Consider the following 19,569-nt stretch of genomic DNA (forward strand, 5'->3'; position numbering starts at 1 on the left):
TTCTTGCCGCAATCGAACGCACGATCCGTCATTCAGCCATAGCCGCCCCTTCTTCGGTTGTTTCATTGGCACTTTCAGCCCCTCCCGCCGCCATAATCGCTCAACGCGCTTGTCATTCACATGCCAGCCTGCATCTCTCAGCATCGCTGCGATCCGACGATAGCCGTAGCGGCCGTATTGCCGGGTCAACTCGATCATATCAGCCACCAAACGTTCTTCGTCTGGGCGACCAACTGGTACCTTGCGCTGTGTGGATCGATGTTGTCTTAGAACGCGGCAAGCGCGACGCTCCGAGACAATCAACTCAGCACGAACACGATCAATGCAAGCACGGCAACGAGCGGGGCTTAGAAGTTTCCCTTTGCTGCCTCCGCCAAAATCAATTTGTCCAGCGTCAGATCCGATACGGCCCTTCTCAGCCGCTCGTTCTCTTTCTGTAAACGCTTCAGTTCCTTCAATTGATCCGTGCCCATTCCACCGTATTTCTTCTTCCAGCGGTGGAACGTTTGTTCAGTCACACCAATCTGGCGGATTGCATCCAGACGCGGCATGCCTTGCCCCGTCAGAACCTCAACATGCCGTAACTTTGTGACAATCTCTTCCGGCTTTGGTCGCTTGTTGGCCATGTGTTTCCTCTGTTTTCCTAAACCTAGCGGAGGACCACTTCAGTGGGGGAGGATCACTACCGCCTGCGCATCTACAAGTCCGGCCAGCTGCGCCGCGAGCAGATCGTTGCAACGGCGCAGTGGACCTACGCGGCTGCCGATCTCGGCAACGATATCGGCTCCGGCTTTTACACAATAGAGGTCGCGCAACTCTCTGACCGTTTTGGCGCTGGGCTGACAGCGCAAATCGAGCGCTACCTGTGAGGCCGCTTCATCTGGCCGACATCGAAACCGCCGCGCGTGCCTTGGCGCTGATTGCGCCAGAAGAACGCGCGGCGGTCATGCGGGACATGATCGCAAAGGCCGCGCTTGCCGACAGATACCGCCTTGCAAATGGTAGACCGCACCCGCTTTTCGGGACCGGCACGCTCATGTCCTGTGCCCTGCGCAGGGCGGTTGCGCCGCGTCCTGCGGCGCTGGGGCCGGATGCTCTGCACGCGTTCGTCATCGCCGCAAAGGAACTGCGCGGATATTTCATGCATCAAATTCAGTGACACACACCATCACAGCTTTGTTCTTGGCTTGAAGGCCCTATCTGCTTTAGACAGATGACCAACAAGCAGCGAGGTAAGTGCCATGGCGCGTCCAAACCCCAGTGTCACCGAGTTTGATCCGGTCTGGCAACGCATCTGCCAAGAGGCAGAGGCGGCCATTGATGCAGAGCCGCTTATGGGCGGGCTGATCTATTCGGGTATCCTGCATCATAAATCCTTTGAAGGCGCGCTGGCCTACCGCATTTCGATGAAGCTCGCGTCGCGCGAAATGTCCGAGCAGATTCTGCGTGAAATCGCAGATCAGGCCTATGTCGTATCGCCCGATCTGGTTGCAGCGGCGCGCGCCGATCTTGTGGCGACCTATGACCGTGATCCGGCCTGCCACCGCTTTATGAAACCCTTGCTGTTTTTCAAAGGGTATCAAGCGGTGCAGTGCTATCGTCTGGCACATTGGCTTTATCAGCATAACCGCAAGGATCTGGCCTATTTCATCCAGATGCGCACAAGCGAGATGTTCGGCGTCGATATCCACCCGGCTGCGAGGATCGGGCAGGGGATCATGATCGACCACGCTCATTCCATCGTTGTCGGCGAAACCGCTGTTGTGGGCGATAACGTGTCGATGCTGCATTCCGTCACCTTGGGCGGCACCGGCAAAGAGGACGATGACCGCCACCCCAAGATCGGCGACGGCGTGCTGATCGGGGCCGGGGCGAAAGTGCTTGGCAACATCAAAGTCGGCCATTGCAGCCGGATCGCCGCAGGGTCTGTGGTGCTCGAAGAAGTGCCGCCGATGAAAACGGTGGCTGGTGTGCCCGCCAAGATCGTGGGCGAGGCAGGCTGTTCCCAGCCGGCGCTCAGCATGGACCAGATTTTGAAGACGGTGAAATAAAGAAGGACGGCCCAATAAGTGGGCCGCCCTTTTTCTACCTTTATATCAGCAGTTTATGCCAGCATCGTCATCGGGTTTTCAAGGTTGTCCTTGATCGCATTGAGCAGGTTCGCACCCAGGGCCCCGTCAATCACACGGTGATCAACCGACAGTGTCGTCGACATGACTGTGCCCACGGTCAATTCGCCGTCAGCCCCGACAATCGGCTTTTTCACGCCGGCACCGACCGCGAGAATGGCCGCGTGTGGCGGGTTGATGATCGCATCAAAGTTGTCGATGCCGAACATCCCGAGGTTCGAGATCGCAAAGCTGCCGCCTGCGTATTCATGCGGTGCCAGTTTGCGGTCGCGGGCACGTGTGGCGAGGTCTTTCATCTCGGCTGAAAGGGCAGAGAGCGACTTCATCTCGGCGTCTTTCAGCACCGGAGTAAAGAGCCCGCCTTCGATGGCGACAGCGACCGCCACGTCGGATTTCTCGAACTTCAGCGTCCGGTCACCGGCCCAAACCGCATTCGCATCGGGCACCTGCTGCAAGGCAAGCGCGCAGGCCTTGATGATGAAGTCGTTGACCGACAACTTCACGCCACGGGGCTCAAGCTGTTTGTTCAACTGGGCGCGGAATTTCATCAGCGCGTCCAGCTGGATATCGCGGCGCAGATAGAAATGCGGCACGGATTGCTTGGCCTCGGTCAGACGGGCGGCAATCGTCTTGCGCATCCCGTCAAGCTTGACCTCTTCGAACGGACGATCCGCATAGGTCTTCAGCACAGCATCGGTTGAAGGACCAGCGGCCATTGCTGCACCGGCAGAAGCTGCGGGCGCAGGCGCATCGGCCTTGGCCGCAGGTGCCGCAGCCTTGGGTGTGGCAGTCGCGTTCTCCACATCGGCCTTGACGATCCGGCCATGCGGACCGGAGCCACTGATCTGTGTCAGATCAAGGCCCTTATCGGCAGCAATCCGGCGCGCCAGCGGCGTTGCAAAGATCCGCTCGCCGTCCTTTGTCGGCGCGGCAGGGGCCGCCGCAGGCTTCTCGGCCGCTGGTGCGGCACTCGGCGCGGGTTCAGGTGAAGACGGCGCTTCAGCGGCGGATGAACCGGACGAAACGTCACCGATATCATCCGCGCTTTCACCATCTTCCAGCAGCACGGCGATCACATCGTTGACCTTCACGCCTTCGGTGCCTTCGGGCACGATGATCTTGCCCATCACACCTTCGTCCACCGCCTCGAACTCCATCGTGGCTTTGTCGGTCTCGATTTCGGCCATGATATCGCCAGAGGACACTTTGTCCCCCTCTTTGACGTGCCATTTGGCCAGCGTGCCTTCCTCCATCGTGGGGGACAGGGCAGGCATCAGGATTTCTGTTGGCATTGCGCGGTCTCCTTAACGGTAGGTTACTTTTTTACAGGCATCGACAACCTCATCAGCGGTCACCAAAGCGTGTTTTTCAAGGTTGGCAGCATAGGGCATCGGGACGTCCTTACCTGTGCAGGTGATCACCGGCGCATCGAGGTAATCGAACGCCTCTTGCATGATCACACTGCTGATATAGCCGCCGACGCTGCCTTGCGGCCAGCCTTCTTCAACGGTGACACAGCGGTTGGTCTTGCGCACGGAATTCAGGATTGTCGCCGTGTCCATCGGACGGAGGGTGCGCAGGTTGATCACCTCGGCGTTGATGCCCTCTTCGGCCAGCTTTTCAGCAGCCGCCAGCGCATAGGTCATACCGATCCCGAAGGATACGATGGTCACATCATCGCCTGCGCGCTCGATCTTGGCCTTGCCGAACGGAATGGTGAAGTCATCCATAACAGGCACATCGAATGATTTGCCGTAAAGGATTTCATTCTCAAGGAAGATCACAGGGTTGGGGTCGCGGATCGCGGTCTTCATCAGACCTTTGGCATCGGACGCCGAGTAGGGCATCACAACCTTCAGACCGGGGATCTGCATATACCATGCCGCATAATCCTGAGAGTGCTGCGCACCGACGCGGGCAGCGGCACCGTTGGGTCCACGGAACACCATGGGGGCACCCATCTGACCGCCCGACATATAGAGCGTCTTGGCGGCAGAGTTGATAATGTGATCAATGGCTTGCATGGCGAAGTTGAATGTCATGAATTCGACAATCGGCTTCAGTCCGCCAAAGGCGGCACCCACACCAATACCTGCAAAACCGTGCTCGGTAATAGGCGTGTCGATCACGCGCTTGGCGCCGAATTCATCCAGCAGACCTTGTGAGATCTTATAGGCACCCTGATACTCGGCAACTTCTTCACCCATCAGGAACACGTCGGGATCACGGCGCATCTCTTCGGCCATCGCATCGCGCAGGGCTTCACGCACGGTGGTTTGCTTGACCTCGACATCTGCATCCCAGTCAGGCGTCGCATCCGCAACTGGTGCCGCAGGTGCAGCAACAGCAGGCGCCTTCGTCGGGACAGGTGCCGCTTCTTCTTTGGCCTCGGCAGCAGGGGCCGCATCAGCGGCGGGCACGTCCTCGCCTTCTTCCACAAGAATCGCGATAGGTGTGTTCACTTTCACCCCTTCCGTGCCTTCGGCGATCAGGATCTTGCCAACCACGCCTTCGTCAACGGCCTCGAATTCCATCGTGGCTTTGTCGGTTTCAATCTCGGCCATGATGTCGCCCGAGGAGACAGTGTCGCCCTCTTTGACAAGCCATTTGGCCAATGTGCCTTCTTCCATCGTGGGCGAGAGGGCGGGCATAAGAATTTCGGTTGCCATTCCTTAAGCCTCCTGCGGAATTTCGGTTGCGTAGATATCTGTCCAAAGCTCGTCCAAGGCAGGCTCGGGGCTTTCTTTCGAAAACTCTGCGGCCTCGTTCACGATGGCTTTGATTTCCTTGTCGATGGCCTTGAGGTCATCGTCCGTCGCATGTTTGCCGGTCAGCAGCATATCGCGGATCTGCTCGATCGGGTCACGCTCGTCGCGCATCTTCTGCACTTCCTCGCGGGTCCGGTATTTCGCCGGGTCCGACATGGAGTGGCCGCGATAACGGTATGTTTTCACCTCCAGAATGTATGGGCCTTTGCCTGCCCGGCAGTGGGCAACAGCGCGCTCGCCTGCCTCTTTCACGGCCAGAACGTTCATTCCGTCCACTTCCTCGCCGGGGATGCCGTAAGCCGCACCGCGTTCCCAAAGTGACGGAGACTTGGTCGAACGCTGTACCGAGGTGCCCATGGCATACTGGTTGTTCTCGATCACGAAAACGACGGGCAGGTCCCACAGCTCGGCCATGTTGTAGGTCTCATAAACCTGACCCTGGTTGGCTGCACCATCACCGAAGTAGGTGAATGTGACGCGTCCGTTGCCTTTGTATTTATCCGCAAAGGCCAGACCGGCGCCGAGTGGCACCTGCGCCGCCACAATCCCGTGGCCGCCATAGAAATGCTTCTCTTTCGAGAACATGTGCATCGAGCCGCCTTTGCCTTTGGAAAAACCACCCTCGCGGCCTGTCAGTTCGGCCATAATCCCCTTGGGGTCCATGCCACAGGCCAGCATATGGCCGTGGTCGCGATAGGATGTGACGCGCTTGTCGCCTTCCTCGGCTGCAGCCTCAAGGCCCACGACTACCGCTTCCTGCCCGATATAGAGGTGGCAGAAACCGCCGATCAGGCCCATGCCGTACAACTGGCCCGCCTTTTCCTCAAATCGCCGGATCAACAGCATTTCACGGTAATGTCCCAGCAGTTCCTCGGCTGAGACGTTGGGTTTCGCGGCGGCCTTCTTGGGCGGCATGTGCTATCCTCCAGCGGTTTCGTATTTAGTTTAGTATTAAACTATCTACTAAAGCATGCCCCGAACAAATGCGAGAGTCAAAGTGACCCTTCGTCAAGCGTGAGTGGAATAGCTGTGTTGCGCCAGTCGAATGTCAGGAAATTTTAGCGAATGACGATTTCATCGGCGCGGATCATGCCCAAGACATCGCGCGCCTGTTGGTCGAGAAGGTCCAGATCAAGGAAATTGTCAGACAGGCGCATGGTCAGGTTTTCCATCCGTGCAACCTCGTCTTCAAGTGCCGCCAGCTCAACCGCCAAGGCATCACCCTCGGCACGCACTTCGATCCGCTTGAATAGTCCGTAGTCGCCCTGAACGGCGGCAAATGTGAAATACAGCCCCAGCATGATCATGCCGAGGAAGTAAAACAATGCACCAAGTTGTGTGCGGCCGCGTCGGATCATAGGTCTGCCTCAAACGTCACCTCTGGCGGGTGACTAAAAGCAGAATCGCATATCTGATTCGCAAAGGGAATCCCTTAAATGCAACAAACCAGTTAATTTCTTGCGTTTTCGGGGCTTGGGCGGCCGTTACGCGCTCAGGCGGTCAATCTCGTGCTTTACCTGCTCGCAGAGCGCCGCCGTCTGGTTGAGGATTTCTTTCGCCTTCAACAAATCCAGCGCGCGATAACTATCGACGGGCGGGCGCAGCAATACCGTTTCAGGGTATTGCATTGCCGTGTTCTGAACGATCGACATCTGCATCATCTGGTTGGACCCGTAGACCGCATCAATCTTGCTCGGGCGTTCTTTGGGATCGCCGCTTGTGCCGCCTGATACGTCAATGGCGATCACATGATCCGCGTCATCCTGCACAAGATCCAGCGGGCAGGGATTCGTGGCGCTGCCATCAATGTGGAAGCGGCCGTTGCGCGCGACAGGCAGGAACACCGCAGGCATGGCAGCCGAGGCAGCCATCGCAGAGAGCAGAGGCCCGTCAACGAACACGGCGGTGCGTTGGCCATAGAAATCAGTCGCCGCGATTTTCAAAGGGGTTGCCAGTTCCGCGAAGGTTTCGGGAATCGCATCCGGCAATACAACGTCAAGAATGCGTTCAAGGTTCAGCTCGCCGATACGCGGTCCACCTTCCTCGAAAAACCGCTTCAGGCTGGTTGCGCGGGTTTTGAAGGCATCATTGATCAGCGAAAGAGGATTGCTGATCTTGCCAAAGACATGGTCGGTGATCGCGTCGGCGCACATACCCGCGCAGGCGGCGGCCCCGATGATCGACCCCATCGAGGTGCCGGCGACTGCCTTTGGTTTGATGCCCAATTCATCAAACGCACGGACCGCGTGAATATGCGCCAGTCCGCGCGCGCCGCCCGCCCCCAATGCGAGTGCAATTGAATGCATGATGTCTGTCCTTGTCTTAGCCGCAGAATTTATCTGCTCAGGTCATAAGGCAATCAACAGCGCAGGGAAACGGGCGTGTTGCGGCGTGTAGCCTAGTCCTTGCCGCGATAGATCTCGACCAGTTTGTTCAGCATCGCCAGCGCATCGGCGCGGTCCCGCTGGAACGAATTCCGCCCGATGATGGACCCGTTGCCACCGCCATCACGGATCGCACGCGCATCATCATAAACCGCATCGGCACCTTTGGCTGCACCGCCCGAAAAGACCATCAAACGCCGTCCGTCAAAGGCGCTTTGCACACAATGGCGCACGCGGGCTGCTTGGGTCGCCACGTCGATGCCCTGCGCCTCATAGACCTTCTTGGCCTCGCCAAGGCTCAGATGATCGGTCGAAAGCTTGATCTTGATGATATGCGCGCCAAGAAGGGCCGCGATCTGTGCCGCATAGGCGCCGATATCAATGGCGGTTTCGCCGTCCTTGTCCAGCGCCTCACCGCGCGGATAGGACCAGATGACGGTCGCAATGCCTTTCGCGGCGGCTTCGCGGCGCATTTCGGCGATGTCGCCGAACATATCCAGCGCTGCAGATGAGCCGGGGTAGACCGTAAAGCCGATGGCAGAACAGCCAAGCCGCAGCGCATCATCGACAGACGCTGTAATAGCTTGGGTTTTGGGGGCGGCGTCAGGGATCAGCGAATTGGCCGAGTTGACCTTGAGGATCGTCGGGATCTGCCCCGCAAAGGTGTCTGCCCCGGCCTCGATCATGCCCAGAGGTGCTGCATAGGCGTTCAGGCCCGCGTCAATCGCCAGTTGATAGTGATAATGCGGGTCATAGGCGGGCGGGTTCGGAGCGAAAGAGCGGGCAGGGCCGTGCTCGAACCCCTGATCGACGGGCAGGATAATCATCTTGCCCGTGCCACCCAGTTTGCCGTTCATCAGAATGCGCGCCAGATTGGCCTTCACACCCGGCGTTTCGCCTTCGTAGTTGGCAAGGATTTTCTGAACGGTGCGGGTGGTTTTCATGATGGGCCCCTTGTGGCTGAACAGCGTTACCTGACCGATAGGGGGCTGCGTGCCCGGTTGCAAATGTGTTAGCGCAACCGGGCAGGATGTTATCGCAAACAGTTAGCCAAGTGCGGCCACGCCGGGCAATTCCTTGCCTTCCATCCATTCCAGAAAGGCACCACCGGCGGTGGAAATATAGGTGAAATCATCCGCAGCCCCCGCCTGATTCAGTGCCGCCACGGTATCACCGCCACCGGCCACCGAGATCAGCTTGCCTGCCTTGGAGAGTTTCGCCGCCTTCGCCGCCGCTGCGTTGGTTGCCGCATCGAAAGGCGCAATTTCAAACGCCCCCAAAGGCCCGTTCCAGACAAGTGTCTTCGCCTTTTCGAGAACCTCGGAAATATAAGCGACTGTCGCAGGCCCCGCATCAAGGATCATCGCGTCTGCCGGACAGGCATCAGGGGCGACCGTTTCATTTGCGGCACCCGCCTTGAATTCGCGCGCCACCACAATGTCACGCGGCAGGATGATCTCGCAGCCCGCTGCCTCTGCCTTGGCTAGAATATCGCGCGCGGTGTCGGCCAGATCATGTTCGCAAAGGGATTTGCCCACATTGATGCCTTGCGCGGCCAGAAAGGTATTCGCCATCCCGCCACCGATCACCAGATGATCGACCTTGCCCACCAGATTGCCCAGCAGGTCAAGTTTCGTAGACACTTTCGCGCCGCCGACCACAGCGACCACTGGGCGTTCTGGGGTGCCAAGCGCCTTTTCCAAAGCGCCCAGTTCTTCCGCCATCAAACGGCCCGCGCAAGACGGCAAAAGCCGTGCGATCGCTTCGGTGCTGGCATGGGCGCGGTGGGCTGCTGAAAACGCATCATTGACGTAGATATCACCAAGGCTTGCCAGACGTTTGGCAAAGTCTGCGTCGTTCTTTTCTTCACCGGGGTTGAAGCGCAGGTTTTCCAAGAGCAGAACCTCATCATCTTCCATCTCTGCCACGGCATCTGCATAGTCTGAATTGACCCATGTCACCGGCAGGCCCAGGACATCGGCGACCGCAGGGGCGATGTGTTCCAACGACATCTCGGGCACGACCTGGCCTTTCGGGCGGCCGAAATGCGCCATCAGGATGACCTTGCCGCCTTTTTCCTGAATATCATCAACTGTGGGTATGATCCGTTCAATGCGGGTCGTGTCGGTCACGACGCCATTCTCGACTGGCACGTTGATATCCACACGCACCAAGGCGCGTTTGCCCGCAAAATCCATGTCGTCAAGTGTCTTCCAAGCCATCTTCATGCTCCTGTGCGTCAGAGGTTTCGCAATGGTGTTGCGGCAATCTCGCGCCCGCGTCAACCAGACCCGCTTGGCAATCGTCGCAAGGGATCATATGTCAGGTCCGAACAAAAGTTTAAGGAGCGCCCCATGGCCGAGATCAAAGACCCCGAAAACACGATCATTATGACACTCAAAGGCGGCGACGTGACTATCCAGCTGCTGCCGGATGTGGCCCCCGCCCACACCGCCCGCATGAAAGAGCTGGCGCGCGCTGGCAAATATGACAACGTCTGTTTTCATCGGGTCATCGACGGTTTCATGGCGCAGACAGGCGACGTGGCCAACGGCAATATGGAAGAGAATTTCAACATCGGCCGCGCGGGCACCGGCGGCTCCGACCTGCCTGATCTGCCTGCCGAATTTTCCAAGATCCCGCATGCGCGCGGATCGCTGGGTGCGGCGCGTTCGGCGAACCCGAACTCGGCCAACAGCCAGTTCTTCATCAACTTCAAGGATAACGACTTCCTGAACGGCCAGTATACCGTTTACGGGCAGGTTATCGCAGGGATGGAGCACGTCGATGCCATCGTCCGCGGCGAGCCGCCGATGAACCCTGACCGCATGATCAGCGTCAAGGTCGCTGCCGATGTTTAAGTACGCTGCTGTATTTGCTGTGCTGGCCACCCCTGCGCTCAGCGCAGGCTTGGAAATCGACATTGCGGGCGAGGCCAACGGCACGATTGTCATCGACCTCTTCGAGGACACAGCGCCACTGCATGTGGCCCAGATCACTGCTATTGCCGAAGCAGGCAGCTACGATGGCGTGGTCTTTCACCGTGTGATCGACGGCTTCATGGCACAAACAGGTGACGTGGAAAACGGCGTGATGGGCATGGACCTGTCCCGTGCGGGTACTGGCGGCTCTGAATTCGCGGATATTCCTGCCGAATTCTCGGACATTCCCTTCGAACGCGGGGTCGTGGGCATGGCCCGCGCGCAGAACCCCAATTCGGCCAACAGCCAGTTCTTCATCATGTTCGAGCCGGGCTATTTCCTGAACGGGCAATATACCGTTGTGGGCGAAGTCACCGAAGGCATGGAGCTGGTTGACCAGATCAAGCGCGGCACCGGTGCCAATGGCGCCGTGATCGGCCAGCCGGATATGATGGCCGCCGTGCGCGTGACCGAGTAACGATATAGGCCTAGCCTCCTCACAACTCCGCGAGGGGGCTAGGCGCAAACTACACAATCGGACACCCTGCGGGCAACTGTCAGGAGAGACCGATGCGCATTTTCCCTACGTTTCTAGCATTCTGCACTGCTGCGACCATGTCTGCGGCAAGCCCGGAATTCTGGGCCTTTGAATGGCCCAACACCGATTTTGAAACGACAAGCGTCGAAAGCTGGGTCGAGGTTATCTCGGGCGGTCCGCCGAAAGACGGTATTCCGGCACTCGATAATCCTGCGTTCGTCACTGTCGCCGACAAAACGGGTCTGACGCCGCGCGAACCGGTCATCACCCTTGAGATTGCAGGCGAGACGCCGCGCGCCTATCCGATCCGCTATCTGACATGGCACGAGATCGTCAACGACGTGGTCGGCGACATGCCTGTCGCTGTCACCTTTTGTCCCTTGTGTAATTCCGGCATCACCTTTGACCGGCGCACCGCAAACCGAACGCTCAGCTTCGGCGTGTCGGGCAAGCTGCGCAATTCCGATATGATCATGTATGACCGCGAAACAGAAAGCTGGTGGCAACAGGCCACAGGCGAGGCGATTGTAGGCGAGCTGACTGGTGCAGACCTGATCAGTCTGCCCAGCTGGATGGAAAGCTGGGAAACTTTTGCAAGCCGCAATCCCGAAGGCTTGGTGATGGAAGAACCGGCGTTTAACCGCAACTACGGGGCCAACCCCTATGTGCGCTATGACAGCGCGTATCGCCCGTTCCTCTATTCCGGTGAAATGCCACCCCATGACATCCCCGCCCTCGCGCGTGTGGTGCGCGTCGGTGATCGGGCGTGGCCACTGACCCGGCTGGCAGAGGCCGGCACCCTGAGCGAAGCGGGGGTGACCCTGTCGTGGTTAGCGGGGCAGGCCTCGGCGCTGGACAGTGCCGACATCAGCGCAGGTCGGGACGTGGGCAATGTGCGGGTGCGCGACGACGCGGGCAATGATCTGCCGCATGATGTGCTGTTTGCTTTTGCGTTCCACGCCTTCTGGCCCGAGGGGATGTGGATGATCGGCAACTAGCCTTGTGCCGGTCTGCGCGGTTGCTGCCTCCGGCGGAAGTTTGAAGGGACATGGAAAGTCATAGGGTTTCGCTTGACATGGGGGCGATGCGCGCATGATCTGCGCGGATGGAAAAGAAATCCCAGATTGATCTCTTCGGTGCTGTGGCACTCACAAGTTTTGCTCTTTTGCTGGCCTTCAATCAGGTGGTCATCAAAGTCACAAACGGCGGGTTGCAGCCTGTGTTCTTTGCAGGGCTGCGTTCGGCGGGGGCGGTGATCTGTATCTGGCTCTGGCTGCGCTGGCGCGGCATTCCCTTGCGTTTTGAAAAGGGCACGCGGGCTGCGGGCTTTGCTGTCGGTTGCGTCTTTGCTTTCGAGTTTCTGTGTCTCTTTGTGGCCCTCGATCTGACGGCGGTCAGCCGCGCTTCTGTGATCTTCTATTCCATGCCGGTCTGGCTTGCGATCATTGCGCATTTCATCATGCCTGACGACAAGATCACGCCGGTCAAAGCCGTTGGCCTTGGGCTTGCTCTTGTGGGGGTCGCGATTGCCATCCTGACCCGTGATGATGGTGTGGGCAGTTTCTGGGGCGATCTGGCAGCTTTGGGGGCCGCTATCGGTTGGGCCGTCACCGCGATGATCGCCAAAGCCTCGTCGCTGTCGCGGGTGCGTCCTGAAATCCAGTTGATGTGGCAGGTTGGGGTGTCAGCGCCGCTTTTGTTGTTTGCCGCACTCTTTTTCGGTCCTTTGATCCGTGACATCGCGCCCATCCATATCGCGGGACTGGCGTTTCAGATCGTTGTGGTGGTCAGCGCGGGTTTTATCTTCTGGCTCTGGCTTTTGTCGATCTATCCCGCCTCCGGTGTTGCTTCGTTCAGCTTTTTGTCACCGGTGCTGACGGTGGCGCTTGGCTGGCTGTTGCTGGGCGAAGAAGTTGGCCCCAATCTGATCATAGCTCTGATCCTTGTTGCCATCGGGATCCTGATGGTGAACCGGCCTAAGTCCCGCAGAAGGTCCGCGTAACCATTTCGTCCTTGCTGGGCGCGCGCGCGAACTGGGCGGTCGTTTCGGTCAACGGCGCATAGGGTGCTGTGACTGCTGCCAGTAGCGCGTGGAACGGCGCATAATCGCCGGTGCGGCTTGCCTGAATAACCTCTTCAATACGGTGGTTGCGCGGGATGATCTGCGGATTGGCCCGCGCCATGATCGTCGCTGCGTCCGCTGCCTTGCGCGGTTGCCACCGCGCGGCCCACGTATTAAAGGCATCACGGTTAATGAACTGATCGCGGGCATTGGCTGCATCCAGATTGGCGAATGTATTGGTGAAATCCGCGCCATTCTTGGCCATGAGATCAAGCAGATCGGTGATCAGTACGCGATCTTCCTCAACCGGATTGGCGATCCCCAGTTTTGCGCCAAAGACAGACAGCCAGGCCTCTTCATAGAGCGCGGGCATACGGTGCACAGCGGCTGTAAAGTCTTCAATCGCCGCGTCACGGTCCGGCATCAGCGGGATGAGAGCAGTCGCAAACTGCGCCATGTTCCACGTGCCGATCCCGGGCTGGTTGGAATAGGCGTAACGTCCGTATTGGTCGATTGCGCTGAAGACACTATCGGGGTGGAACCCGTCCATGAAGGCGCAAGGCCCGTAATCAATGGTCTCGCCTGCGATTGAGACGTTATCTGTGTTCATGACCCCGTGAATGAATCCCAGCCCCATCCATTGCGCGATCAGCTTGGCATAGCGGGCGATCACCAGGTCAAGCAGGTCCGCAGGGCCGGTCGCGTCGGGGTAGTGCCGCGCGATGACGTGGTCCGTCAGCGCTTGCAGCGCCTGCATATCGCCACGGCTGGCGAAGAACTGGAATGTGCCGACACGGATATGGCTTTGGGCCACACGGGAGATGACAGCACCGGGCAGGCGTTCTTCGCGGTAGACGTCTTCGCCGGTGGTCACAGCGGCCAGCGCGCGGGTTGTGGGCACACCCATCGCATGCATCGCCTCGGAGACAAGGTATTCGCGCATCACAGGCCCCAGCCACGCGCGCCCGTCGCCGCTGCGTGAATAGGGTGTGGGGCCAGCGCCCTTGAGCTGGATATCGCGGCGGATGCCGTCTGTGCTCACAACCTCACCGAGGAGCACCGCGCGCCCGTCACCTAGCTGCGGGTTCCAGTTGCCGAATTGGTGACCGGCATAGACCTGCGCAAGCGGGGCGGCCCCGTCGGGGATATGGTTGCCTGCAAAGACCTGTGCGGCATCCGGTGCGGCCAGATCAGCAGGATCAATCCCGAGGATCGTGGCAAGTGCCGCATTTGTTGCAATCACCTGCGGGGCTTTCACCGGTGTCGGCAGTTGCGCCGTGTACATCTGCGGCGGCAATTGCGCGTAGGAATTGTCAAAAGGAATACGCATTTAAAGACGCGCCAGTCTTGCCGCCAGCAATGCGTAAAAGCCCGAGGCATCGATATCCTTCATGAACAGCGCATTGGCGGGGCGGTCGGTGACGCGCCACCAGTCGGCCACGGTCATGCCAAGGGTGAGTTCCGCCTCGGTCTCGATTTCCACATTGATATGACGCCCTGCAAAAAGCTGCGGTTCGATCAGATAGGCGATGGTGCAGGGGTCATGCAGCGGCGCGCCTTCGGACCCGTATTTCTCCATGTCGAAGCGTTCAAAGAAATCGGTCCAGGCGGCCACCATATCGCCGACCTTTGTGTGCATGGACCGGAAGGCGTCGATGCGGTTATGCGTGGTCAGCGCCTTATGCGTCACATCCAGCGGCATCACGACCAGCGGCACACCTGCACCAAAAACGATCTTGGCGGCCTCGGGATCAACATAGATGTTGAACTCGGCGGTGGGTGTGATGTTGCCAACCTCGAAATAGGCACCGCCCATCAGGACGATCTCCTGCACGCGTTCGATAATATCGGGTGCGCGTTCAAAGGCGGTTGCGATATTGGTCAGCGGGCCGATGGGGCACAGGGTGACAGTGCCGCTGGGTTCGCGCCGCAGGGTCTCAATAATGAAGTCCACCGCGTGCTGCTCTTGCAAGGGCATTGTGGGGTCGTCCATCTGCGGGCCGTCAAGGCCGGTTTTCCCGTGCACATGCTCCGCTGTGACCAGTTTGCGCTTCATGGGTGCATCGCACCCGGCAAAGACCTTGGTATCAGGCTTGCCTGCCAGTTCGCAAACAATCCGCGCGTTCTTTTCGGTCAGGGGCAGGGGCACGTTGCCCGCCACTGCCGTGATCCCCAGCACCTCGATATCCTCGGGCGATGCGAGGGCGAGCAGGATCGCCACCGCGTCGTCTTGTCCGGGGTCTGTGTCGATAATGATTTTGCGCGGTGCCATGTATTTGTCCTGTCTTGCTTACCCCTAAACTGGGGTGAAGGGCGGGCAGGGGCAAGGGGCTAGACGCGCCCTTGCGCCTTCAGGCGGCGATAAAGTTGCTCTGCGGCGGGATCGCCCTTTTCAAGCGCGTAGATATAGGCGTGGGTCAGGTAGAAACAGGCGGCGTCCAGATCAGGGGCCGCATCCGCTGCCTCGGTATATAGTCCAACCAGCGCTGCGCGGTCATCGCGGGCGTGTGCGTCAAGCAGGCGATCTTGGAGTGGCGTCATGGGGTCGCTAGATGCGCCGCGACTTTTTCCGCCACCCAATCGTGGAAGCAATGCGTGGGGCCGTCCATCGCGGGGCTGAACCGGCCACCGTCAAAACCGGGCGCATAGCGGCCCTTTTGCATGCCTTCGACCACGAAGATATCTTCCTCGAAAACCACCTTCCATTGCGCCGCGTTCTTTGCGCGCAAGGCGTCATCGGTTTGCGGTGCAGCATAGTAAAGGTGGATATGCTCGCGCGTTTGCGCGTGGCTCACAGGTTCCAGCACGATCACAAAGGCATGGTCGCGCTGCACGCCCAGCAGGACGTTTGGAAAGACGGTCAGATATTCGCCACCTTCGGTCCATTGCGCGTCAAGTCCCGTAAAATCTGGGAATACTGCGCCATCGTCACCCGTCAGCTGCCGGTAAACCAGCGTGCCTTGGCCCGAGAATTTGCCTTTCTCGTTGATGTTGTAGTGATCCTCCAGCCGCGAATAGCTGTTCAGGCCGGGGTGGACCCACGGCAGGTGATAGCTCTCGCAATAATTCTCGACCGCCAGCTTCCAGTTGGTTTTGACATCAAGGGTAAAGGTGCTGTCCGTCCCACCATGATACATCGGCTGGTCAAAGGCGGACCAGCGGGCGATCAGATCGGCGTGGACTTCCTCAAAGGGGGCGGCATTGCCGCTCATGTTGATAAAGACCGTGTCGAACCAGATATGGCTGCGCACCTCGATCAGCCCCAGCAGCGATTTGTCGATCGCCTCATGGGTGTTGTGACCGGGGCCGCCCACATGGGGGGTCGAAACCAGTTTGCCTTCGGTGGAGTAACACCACGAATGATAGGGGCAGCGGATCGCGCCTTCGATCTTGCGCGGTTCGGCCACAAGGATCATCCCGCGATGGCGGCAGATGTTCTGGAACACACGGACCTGACCCGCACGGTCGCGCACCAGCAATAGCGGCATACCCAGAAATTCCATCGGTTTCGCATCGCCCGCTTCGGGCACGTCCGACGCGACGGCAAGGCCGGCCCAGTTGGCACAAAGTACGGCCTGTTTTTCAATCTCGAAGACGGCAGGGTCGATATAGTGCGCGTTGGGCAAACCATTGGCTGTCTCGATCGGCTGGCGTACCGCGTCGAGTGCCTGGGGGGAAATGTCTTTGGCCATGGGTCACATCCTCATTGTGACAAAACCCTAGCACAGGGACCGGCCAAAGATTCGGTCTGACCGCGACGGCGGATTTTCCCCCAGCGACATTGCTGGCCATCATGCGCCAAAGATTGCCATTTCGCGCAGAGTGCCTAGGTGATCTGTTGCCGGTGGGTTTGGCGTGCCGGATTGTCAGCGTGCTTTAGCGCATCACTGACCCAGAATTTGGCGCAACGGCGCTGGAATACTGTCTTTTGCGGCCTGCCTATGGAATGGTTGCGCAAGGACGACCAATTGTGACGGCGAAGGCAGCAAAGCCTTCTTCATGTCCTTATAGGAGAACGAAAAATGACACGTACACTTAAGCTGATTGCACCAATTGCCGTACTTACTGCGCTGGCTGTTCCCGGCTTTGCCCAAAGCGCCGATATCGATATCAACGGCGATGGCATGTACAGCTATCCGGAAGTTCAGGCGGTGATGCCTGAAATGTCCGAAGATGATTTCGCGGCACTCGATACATCCGGCGACGGCCTGCTGGATGTAGACGAGATTGCCGCGGCGACAGAAGCGGGTCTTCTGCCAGCCTAAAGTCTGTTCGCGCCGGTCCTGCCTCTGGTCCGGCGCAACGACGCGTCCCTCGCGTCATGCCCCAATCGGGCGCGGGGGATTGCGCTTAGGCGACGGAGCCGCGCGCGAGTGCTGCCACGCCGGTGCGTGCGATTTCTGTCAGGCCCAAAGGCTGCATCAATTCGGCGAAGGCGTCGATCTTTTCAGATGTGCCGGTGATCTCGAAAACGAATGATTCCAATGTGCTATCCACCACACTTGCGCGGAAGATATCGGCAAGACGAATGGCCTCGATCCGATGTTCGCCGGTGCCCTGCACCTTGAAGAGCGCCAGTTCGCGTTCAACAGACGGGCCCTCAACCGTCAGGTCGTTGACCTTGTGCACATCCACGATCCGGCCCAGTTGCGCCTTGATCTGCACGATGATCTGCGGTGTGCCGCTGGTGACAATGGTAATGCGCGAGCGGTGGCCCAGATGGTCCACCTCGGCCACGGTCAGGCTGTCGATGTTATAGCCGCGGCCCGCAAAAAGCCCGATGACGCGCGATAGAACTCCCGGTTCGTTTTCAACAAGAACCGCCAGCGTGTGCCGCTCTTCCTTATCGGAAAAGGTGGGCCGTAGGTCATAGGCGGAGTGGCTGGTCGAGCCTTTTTTGATTTTTAGCGGTGACATGTGTTTGTCCCTTTAGTCGTTATTTTTCCGGTACACAGGGCGTACACACCCTGTACACAATGCGTGCAGACAGATGTGCTTACACCATCACCGCGCCGTCAGATTTGATTGCGTTGGCTGTATCGGCGTTTTCGCCCAAAAGCATCTCGTTATGGGGTTTGCCTGACGGGATCATCGGGAAGCAGTTCTCGTGCTTTTCCACCAGACAGTCGAACAGGACCGGCCCGTCGTGGTTCAGCATCTCCATGATCGCATCATCCAGATCATCGGGGTCGGAGCAGATGATACCTTTGGCGCCAAATGCCTCGGCCAGTTTCACGAAATCAGGCAGCGATTCTGACCAGCTTGAGGAATACCGCTCGCCATGCAGCAACTCCTGCCACTGGCGCACCATGCCCAGACGTTCGTTGTTCAGGATGAACTGTTTGACGGGCAGTTTATACTGCATCGCCGTGCCCAGCTCTTGCATGTTCATCAGCCATGAGGCCTCACCGGCCACGTTGATCACCAGCGCATCAGGGTGGCCCATCTGCACACCGATGGACGCAGGGAAACCGTAACCCATCGTGCCCAGACCACCAGATGTCATCCAGCGGTTCGGATCCTCGAAATCAAGGTATTGCGCGGCCCACATCTGGTGCTGGCCCACTTCGGTGCAAATGTAACGGTCGTGATTCTTTGTCAGCTCTTGCAGGCGCGACAGGGCGTATTGCGGTTTAATGACCTTGCCCTTTTGTTCGAACTTCAGACAGTCCACCTTGCGCCATTCGTTGATCTGACCCCACCATTTCTGGACCGCCTCTTTGTTGGTCTTGCGACCGCGGGATTTCCAGACATTCAGCAGGTCTTCCAGCACATGCGCCACATCACCCAAAATCGGGATATCGACCTTGATCACCTTGTTGATGGAGGACGCGTCGATGTCGATATGCGCCTTGGTTGAGCCGGGGCTGAATGCATCGAGCCGTCCGGTAATCCGGTCGTCAAAACGTGCGCCGATGTTGATCATCAGGTCGCAGTCGTGCATCGCCATGTTCGCCTCATAAAGCCCGTGCATGCCCAGCATGCCCAGCCAGTTATCACCGGATGCGGGATAACAGCCCAGACCCATCAACGTGGATGTGATCGGAAAACCGGTTTCGGCAACCAGTTCGCGCAGCAGTTGGCTGGCCGCAGGGCCCGAGTTGATGACACCGCCGCCGGTATAGAACACAGGGCGTTTGGCGGTTTCCATCGCCTCGGCCAGTTCGGTGATCATTTCCATGTCACCTTTGACCTGCGGGTTGTAATGGGTCTCGACCTGCCGCGCCTCGGTGTATTTGCCGGTGGCGAATTGCACGTCCTTGGGAATGTCGATCACAACAGGGCCGGGGCGGCCGGACGTGGCGATGTGGAACGCCTCGTGCAGGACGGACGACAGTTTGTCGGTCTCTTTGACCAGCCAGTTGTGTTTTGTGCAGGGGCGGGTGATGCCGACGGTGTCGCATTCCTGAAACGCATCAGAGCCGATCATGAAGGTCGGCACCTGACCTGTCAGCACGATGATCGGAATACTGTCCATCAACGCATCGGTCAGACCTGTGACAGCGTTTGTAGCACCGGGGCCGGAGGTGACCAGCGCCACACCGGGTTTGCCGGTGGAACGTGCATAGCCTTCCGCCGCGTGCACCGCGCCCTGTTCATGGCGCACCAGCACGTGTTTGATGCTGTTTTGCTGAAAAATCTCGTCATAGATCGGTAGGACCGCACCACCGGGGTATCCAAAGACTGTGTCCACGCCCTGATCAATCAGTGCTTGAACAACCATTTTTGCGCCCGTCATGGTCTTTGTCATCTGTCTCGCGTCCTTC

21 protein-coding genes and 1 pseudogene are annotated in these 19,569 nt (G+C 58.7%); 8 read left to right on the forward strand and 14 right to left on the reverse strand.

Annotated elements, in window-relative coordinates; translation table 11 throughout:
* Positions 1–626, reverse strand: a pseudogene (locus C7964_RS04895) (IS3 family transposase); the annotation flags it as partial.
* A 42-nt stretch (positions 627–668) separates the two neighbouring features.
* Here C7964_RS04895 and C7964_RS04900 point away from each other — a divergent pair.
* The 3 genes from C7964_RS04900 (at position 669) to cysE (ending at position 2,051) form a co-directional block, all read left to right on the forward strand.
* Positions 669–869, forward strand: a complete 201-nt coding sequence (locus C7964_RS04900) for a hypothetical protein (RefSeq protein WP_110278589.1) — start codon at positions 669–671, stop codon at positions 867–869.
* Entirely contained in the window at positions 866–1,159 is a 294-nt protein-coding gene (locus tag C7964_RS04905) for a DUF7742 family protein (RefSeq protein WP_110278590.1), read from the forward strand. Before C7964_RS04900 ends, C7964_RS04905 begins: the two co-directional genes overlap by 4 nt.
* 82 nt (positions 1,160–1,241) lie before the next feature.
* Complete coding sequence (gene cysE / locus C7964_RS04910; protein WP_110278591.1) at positions 1,242–2,051, forward strand: serine O-acetyltransferase; 810 nt, start codon at positions 1,242–1,244, stop codon at positions 2,049–2,051.
* A gap of 53 nt (positions 2,052–2,104) precedes the next feature.
* Here cysE and C7964_RS04915 read toward each other — a convergent pair whose 3' ends face one another.
* The 7 genes from C7964_RS04915 to C7964_RS04945 form a co-directional block, all read right to left on the reverse strand.
* Positions 2,105–3,421, reverse strand: a complete 1,317-nt coding sequence (locus tag C7964_RS04915; protein WP_110278592.1) for a pyruvate dehydrogenase complex dihydrolipoamide acetyltransferase — start codon at positions 3,419–3,421, stop codon at positions 2,105–2,107.
* Positions 3,422–3,433: 12 nt separating this feature from the next.
* Complete coding sequence (locus tag C7964_RS04920; RefSeq protein WP_110278593.1) at positions 3,434–4,798, reverse strand: pyruvate dehydrogenase complex E1 component subunit beta; 1,365 nt, start codon at positions 4,796–4,798, stop codon at positions 3,434–3,436.
* A gap of 3 nt (positions 4,799–4,801) precedes the next feature.
* Positions 4,802–5,812 carry a pyruvate dehydrogenase (acetyl-transferring) E1 component subunit alpha gene (pdhA, locus tag C7964_RS04925; protein ID WP_055293021.1) on the reverse strand — a complete coding sequence of 337 codons (1,011 nt, stop codon included), beginning with the start codon at positions 5,810–5,812 and terminating at the stop codon, positions 4,802–4,804.
* Positions 5,813–5,955: 143 nt separating this feature from the next.
* Entirely contained in the window at positions 5,956–6,255 is a 300-nt protein-coding gene (locus C7964_RS04930) for an FtsB family cell division protein (RefSeq protein ID WP_242654343.1), read from the reverse strand.
* Positions 6,256–6,381: 126 nt separating this feature from the next.
* A complete protein-coding gene (locus tag C7964_RS04935) occupies positions 6,382–7,203 on the reverse strand; it encodes a patatin-like phospholipase family protein (RefSeq protein WP_110278594.1) in 822 nt (273 codons plus the stop codon).
* Positions 7,204–7,295: 92 nt separating this feature from the next.
* Positions 7,296–8,225: a class I fructose-bisphosphate aldolase gene (locus C7964_RS04940; RefSeq protein ID WP_110278595.1), complete on the reverse strand. Its 930-nt coding sequence runs from the start codon at positions 8,223–8,225 to the stop codon at positions 7,296–7,298.
* A gap of 102 nt (positions 8,226–8,327) precedes the next feature.
* On the reverse strand, positions 8,328–9,503 hold the full coding sequence (locus tag C7964_RS04945) for a phosphoglycerate kinase (protein ID WP_110278596.1): 1,176 nt from the start codon (positions 9,501–9,503) through the stop codon (positions 8,328–8,330).
* Positions 9,504–9,635: 132 nt separating this feature from the next.
* On the opposite strand from C7964_RS04945, the gene C7964_RS04950 reads away from it, so the two are divergent.
* The 4 genes from C7964_RS04950 to C7964_RS04965 all read left to right on the forward strand — a co-directional run bounded on the left by C7964_RS04950 (position 9,636) and on the right by C7964_RS04965 (position 12,742).
* The gene (locus tag C7964_RS04950; RefSeq protein WP_110278597.1) at positions 9,636–10,142 is read left to right on the forward strand and encodes a peptidylprolyl isomerase; all 507 of its coding nucleotides are present in this window, start codon (positions 9,636–9,638) and stop codon (positions 10,140–10,142) included.
* Positions 10,135–10,680: a peptidylprolyl isomerase gene (locus tag C7964_RS04955; RefSeq protein ID WP_110278598.1), complete on the forward strand. Its 546-nt coding sequence runs from the start codon at positions 10,135–10,137 to the stop codon at positions 10,678–10,680. The genes C7964_RS04950 and C7964_RS04955 overlap by 8 nt, the downstream gene beginning before the upstream one ends.
* Positions 10,681–10,772: 92 nt before the next feature.
* Positions 10,773–11,738 (forward strand): DUF3179 domain-containing protein, encoded by a 966-nt coding sequence (locus C7964_RS04960; RefSeq protein ID WP_110278599.1) that lies wholly within the window; start codon positions 10,773–10,775, stop codon positions 11,736–11,738.
* A 107-nt stretch (positions 11,739–11,845) separates the two neighbouring features.
* Positions 11,846–12,742, forward strand: a complete 897-nt coding sequence (locus C7964_RS04965) for a DMT family transporter (protein ID WP_110278600.1) — start codon at positions 11,846–11,848, stop codon at positions 12,740–12,742.
* Here C7964_RS04965 and C7964_RS04970 read toward each other — a convergent pair.
* From C7964_RS04970 to C7964_RS04985, 4 genes are read right to left on the reverse strand one after another with little or no spacing between them, the layout of a single operon-like run.
* The gene (locus tag C7964_RS04970; RefSeq protein ID WP_110278601.1) at positions 12,717–14,132 is read right to left on the reverse strand and encodes a protein adenylyltransferase SelO; all 1,416 of its coding nucleotides are present in this window, start codon (positions 14,130–14,132) and stop codon (positions 12,717–12,719) included. The two genes, C7964_RS04965 and C7964_RS04970, sit on opposite strands and share 26 nt — an antisense overlap.
* Complete coding sequence (locus tag C7964_RS04975; protein ID WP_110278602.1) at positions 14,133–15,074, reverse strand: nucleoside hydrolase; 942 nt, start codon at positions 15,072–15,074, stop codon at positions 14,133–14,135.
* Between the two features lie 59 nt (positions 15,075–15,133).
* Positions 15,134–15,343, reverse strand: a complete 210-nt coding sequence (locus C7964_RS04980; RefSeq protein ID WP_110278603.1) for a hypothetical protein — start codon at positions 15,341–15,343, stop codon at positions 15,134–15,136.
* The gene (locus C7964_RS04985) at positions 15,340–16,494 is read right to left on the reverse strand and encodes an aromatic ring-hydroxylating oxygenase subunit alpha (RefSeq protein WP_110278604.1); all 1,155 of its coding nucleotides are present in this window, start codon (positions 16,492–16,494) and stop codon (positions 15,340–15,342) included. Before C7964_RS04985 ends, C7964_RS04980 begins: the two co-directional genes overlap by 4 nt.
* Before the next feature lie 330 nt (positions 16,495–16,824).
* On the opposite strand from C7964_RS04985, the gene C7964_RS04990 reads away from it, so the two are divergent.
* Positions 16,825–17,067 carry an EF-hand domain-containing protein gene (locus tag C7964_RS04990; protein ID WP_110278605.1) on the forward strand — a complete coding sequence of 81 codons (243 nt, stop codon included), beginning with the start codon at positions 16,825–16,827 and terminating at the stop codon, positions 17,065–17,067.
* A gap of 85 nt (positions 17,068–17,152) precedes the next feature.
* On the opposite strand, the gene ilvN is transcribed toward C7964_RS04990, so the two are convergent.
* Together ilvN and C7964_RS05000 are read right to left on the reverse strand one after the other, a co-directional pair.
* On the reverse strand, positions 17,153–17,719 hold the full coding sequence (gene ilvN / locus C7964_RS04995; protein ID WP_110278606.1) for an acetolactate synthase small subunit: 567 nt from the start codon (positions 17,717–17,719) through the stop codon (positions 17,153–17,155).
* A 79-nt stretch (positions 17,720–17,798) separates the two neighbouring features.
* Positions 17,799–19,553 (reverse strand): acetolactate synthase 3 large subunit, encoded by a 1,755-nt coding sequence (locus tag C7964_RS05000; RefSeq protein ID WP_110278607.1) that lies wholly within the window; start codon positions 19,551–19,553, stop codon positions 17,799–17,801.
* Positions 19,554–19,569 lie beyond the last annotated feature (16 nt).

The sequence above is a fragment of the Loktanella sp. PT4BL genome, assembly GCF_003201935.1.
Classification (GTDB): Bacteria; Pseudomonadota; Alphaproteobacteria; order Rhodobacterales; family Rhodobacteraceae; genus Yoonia.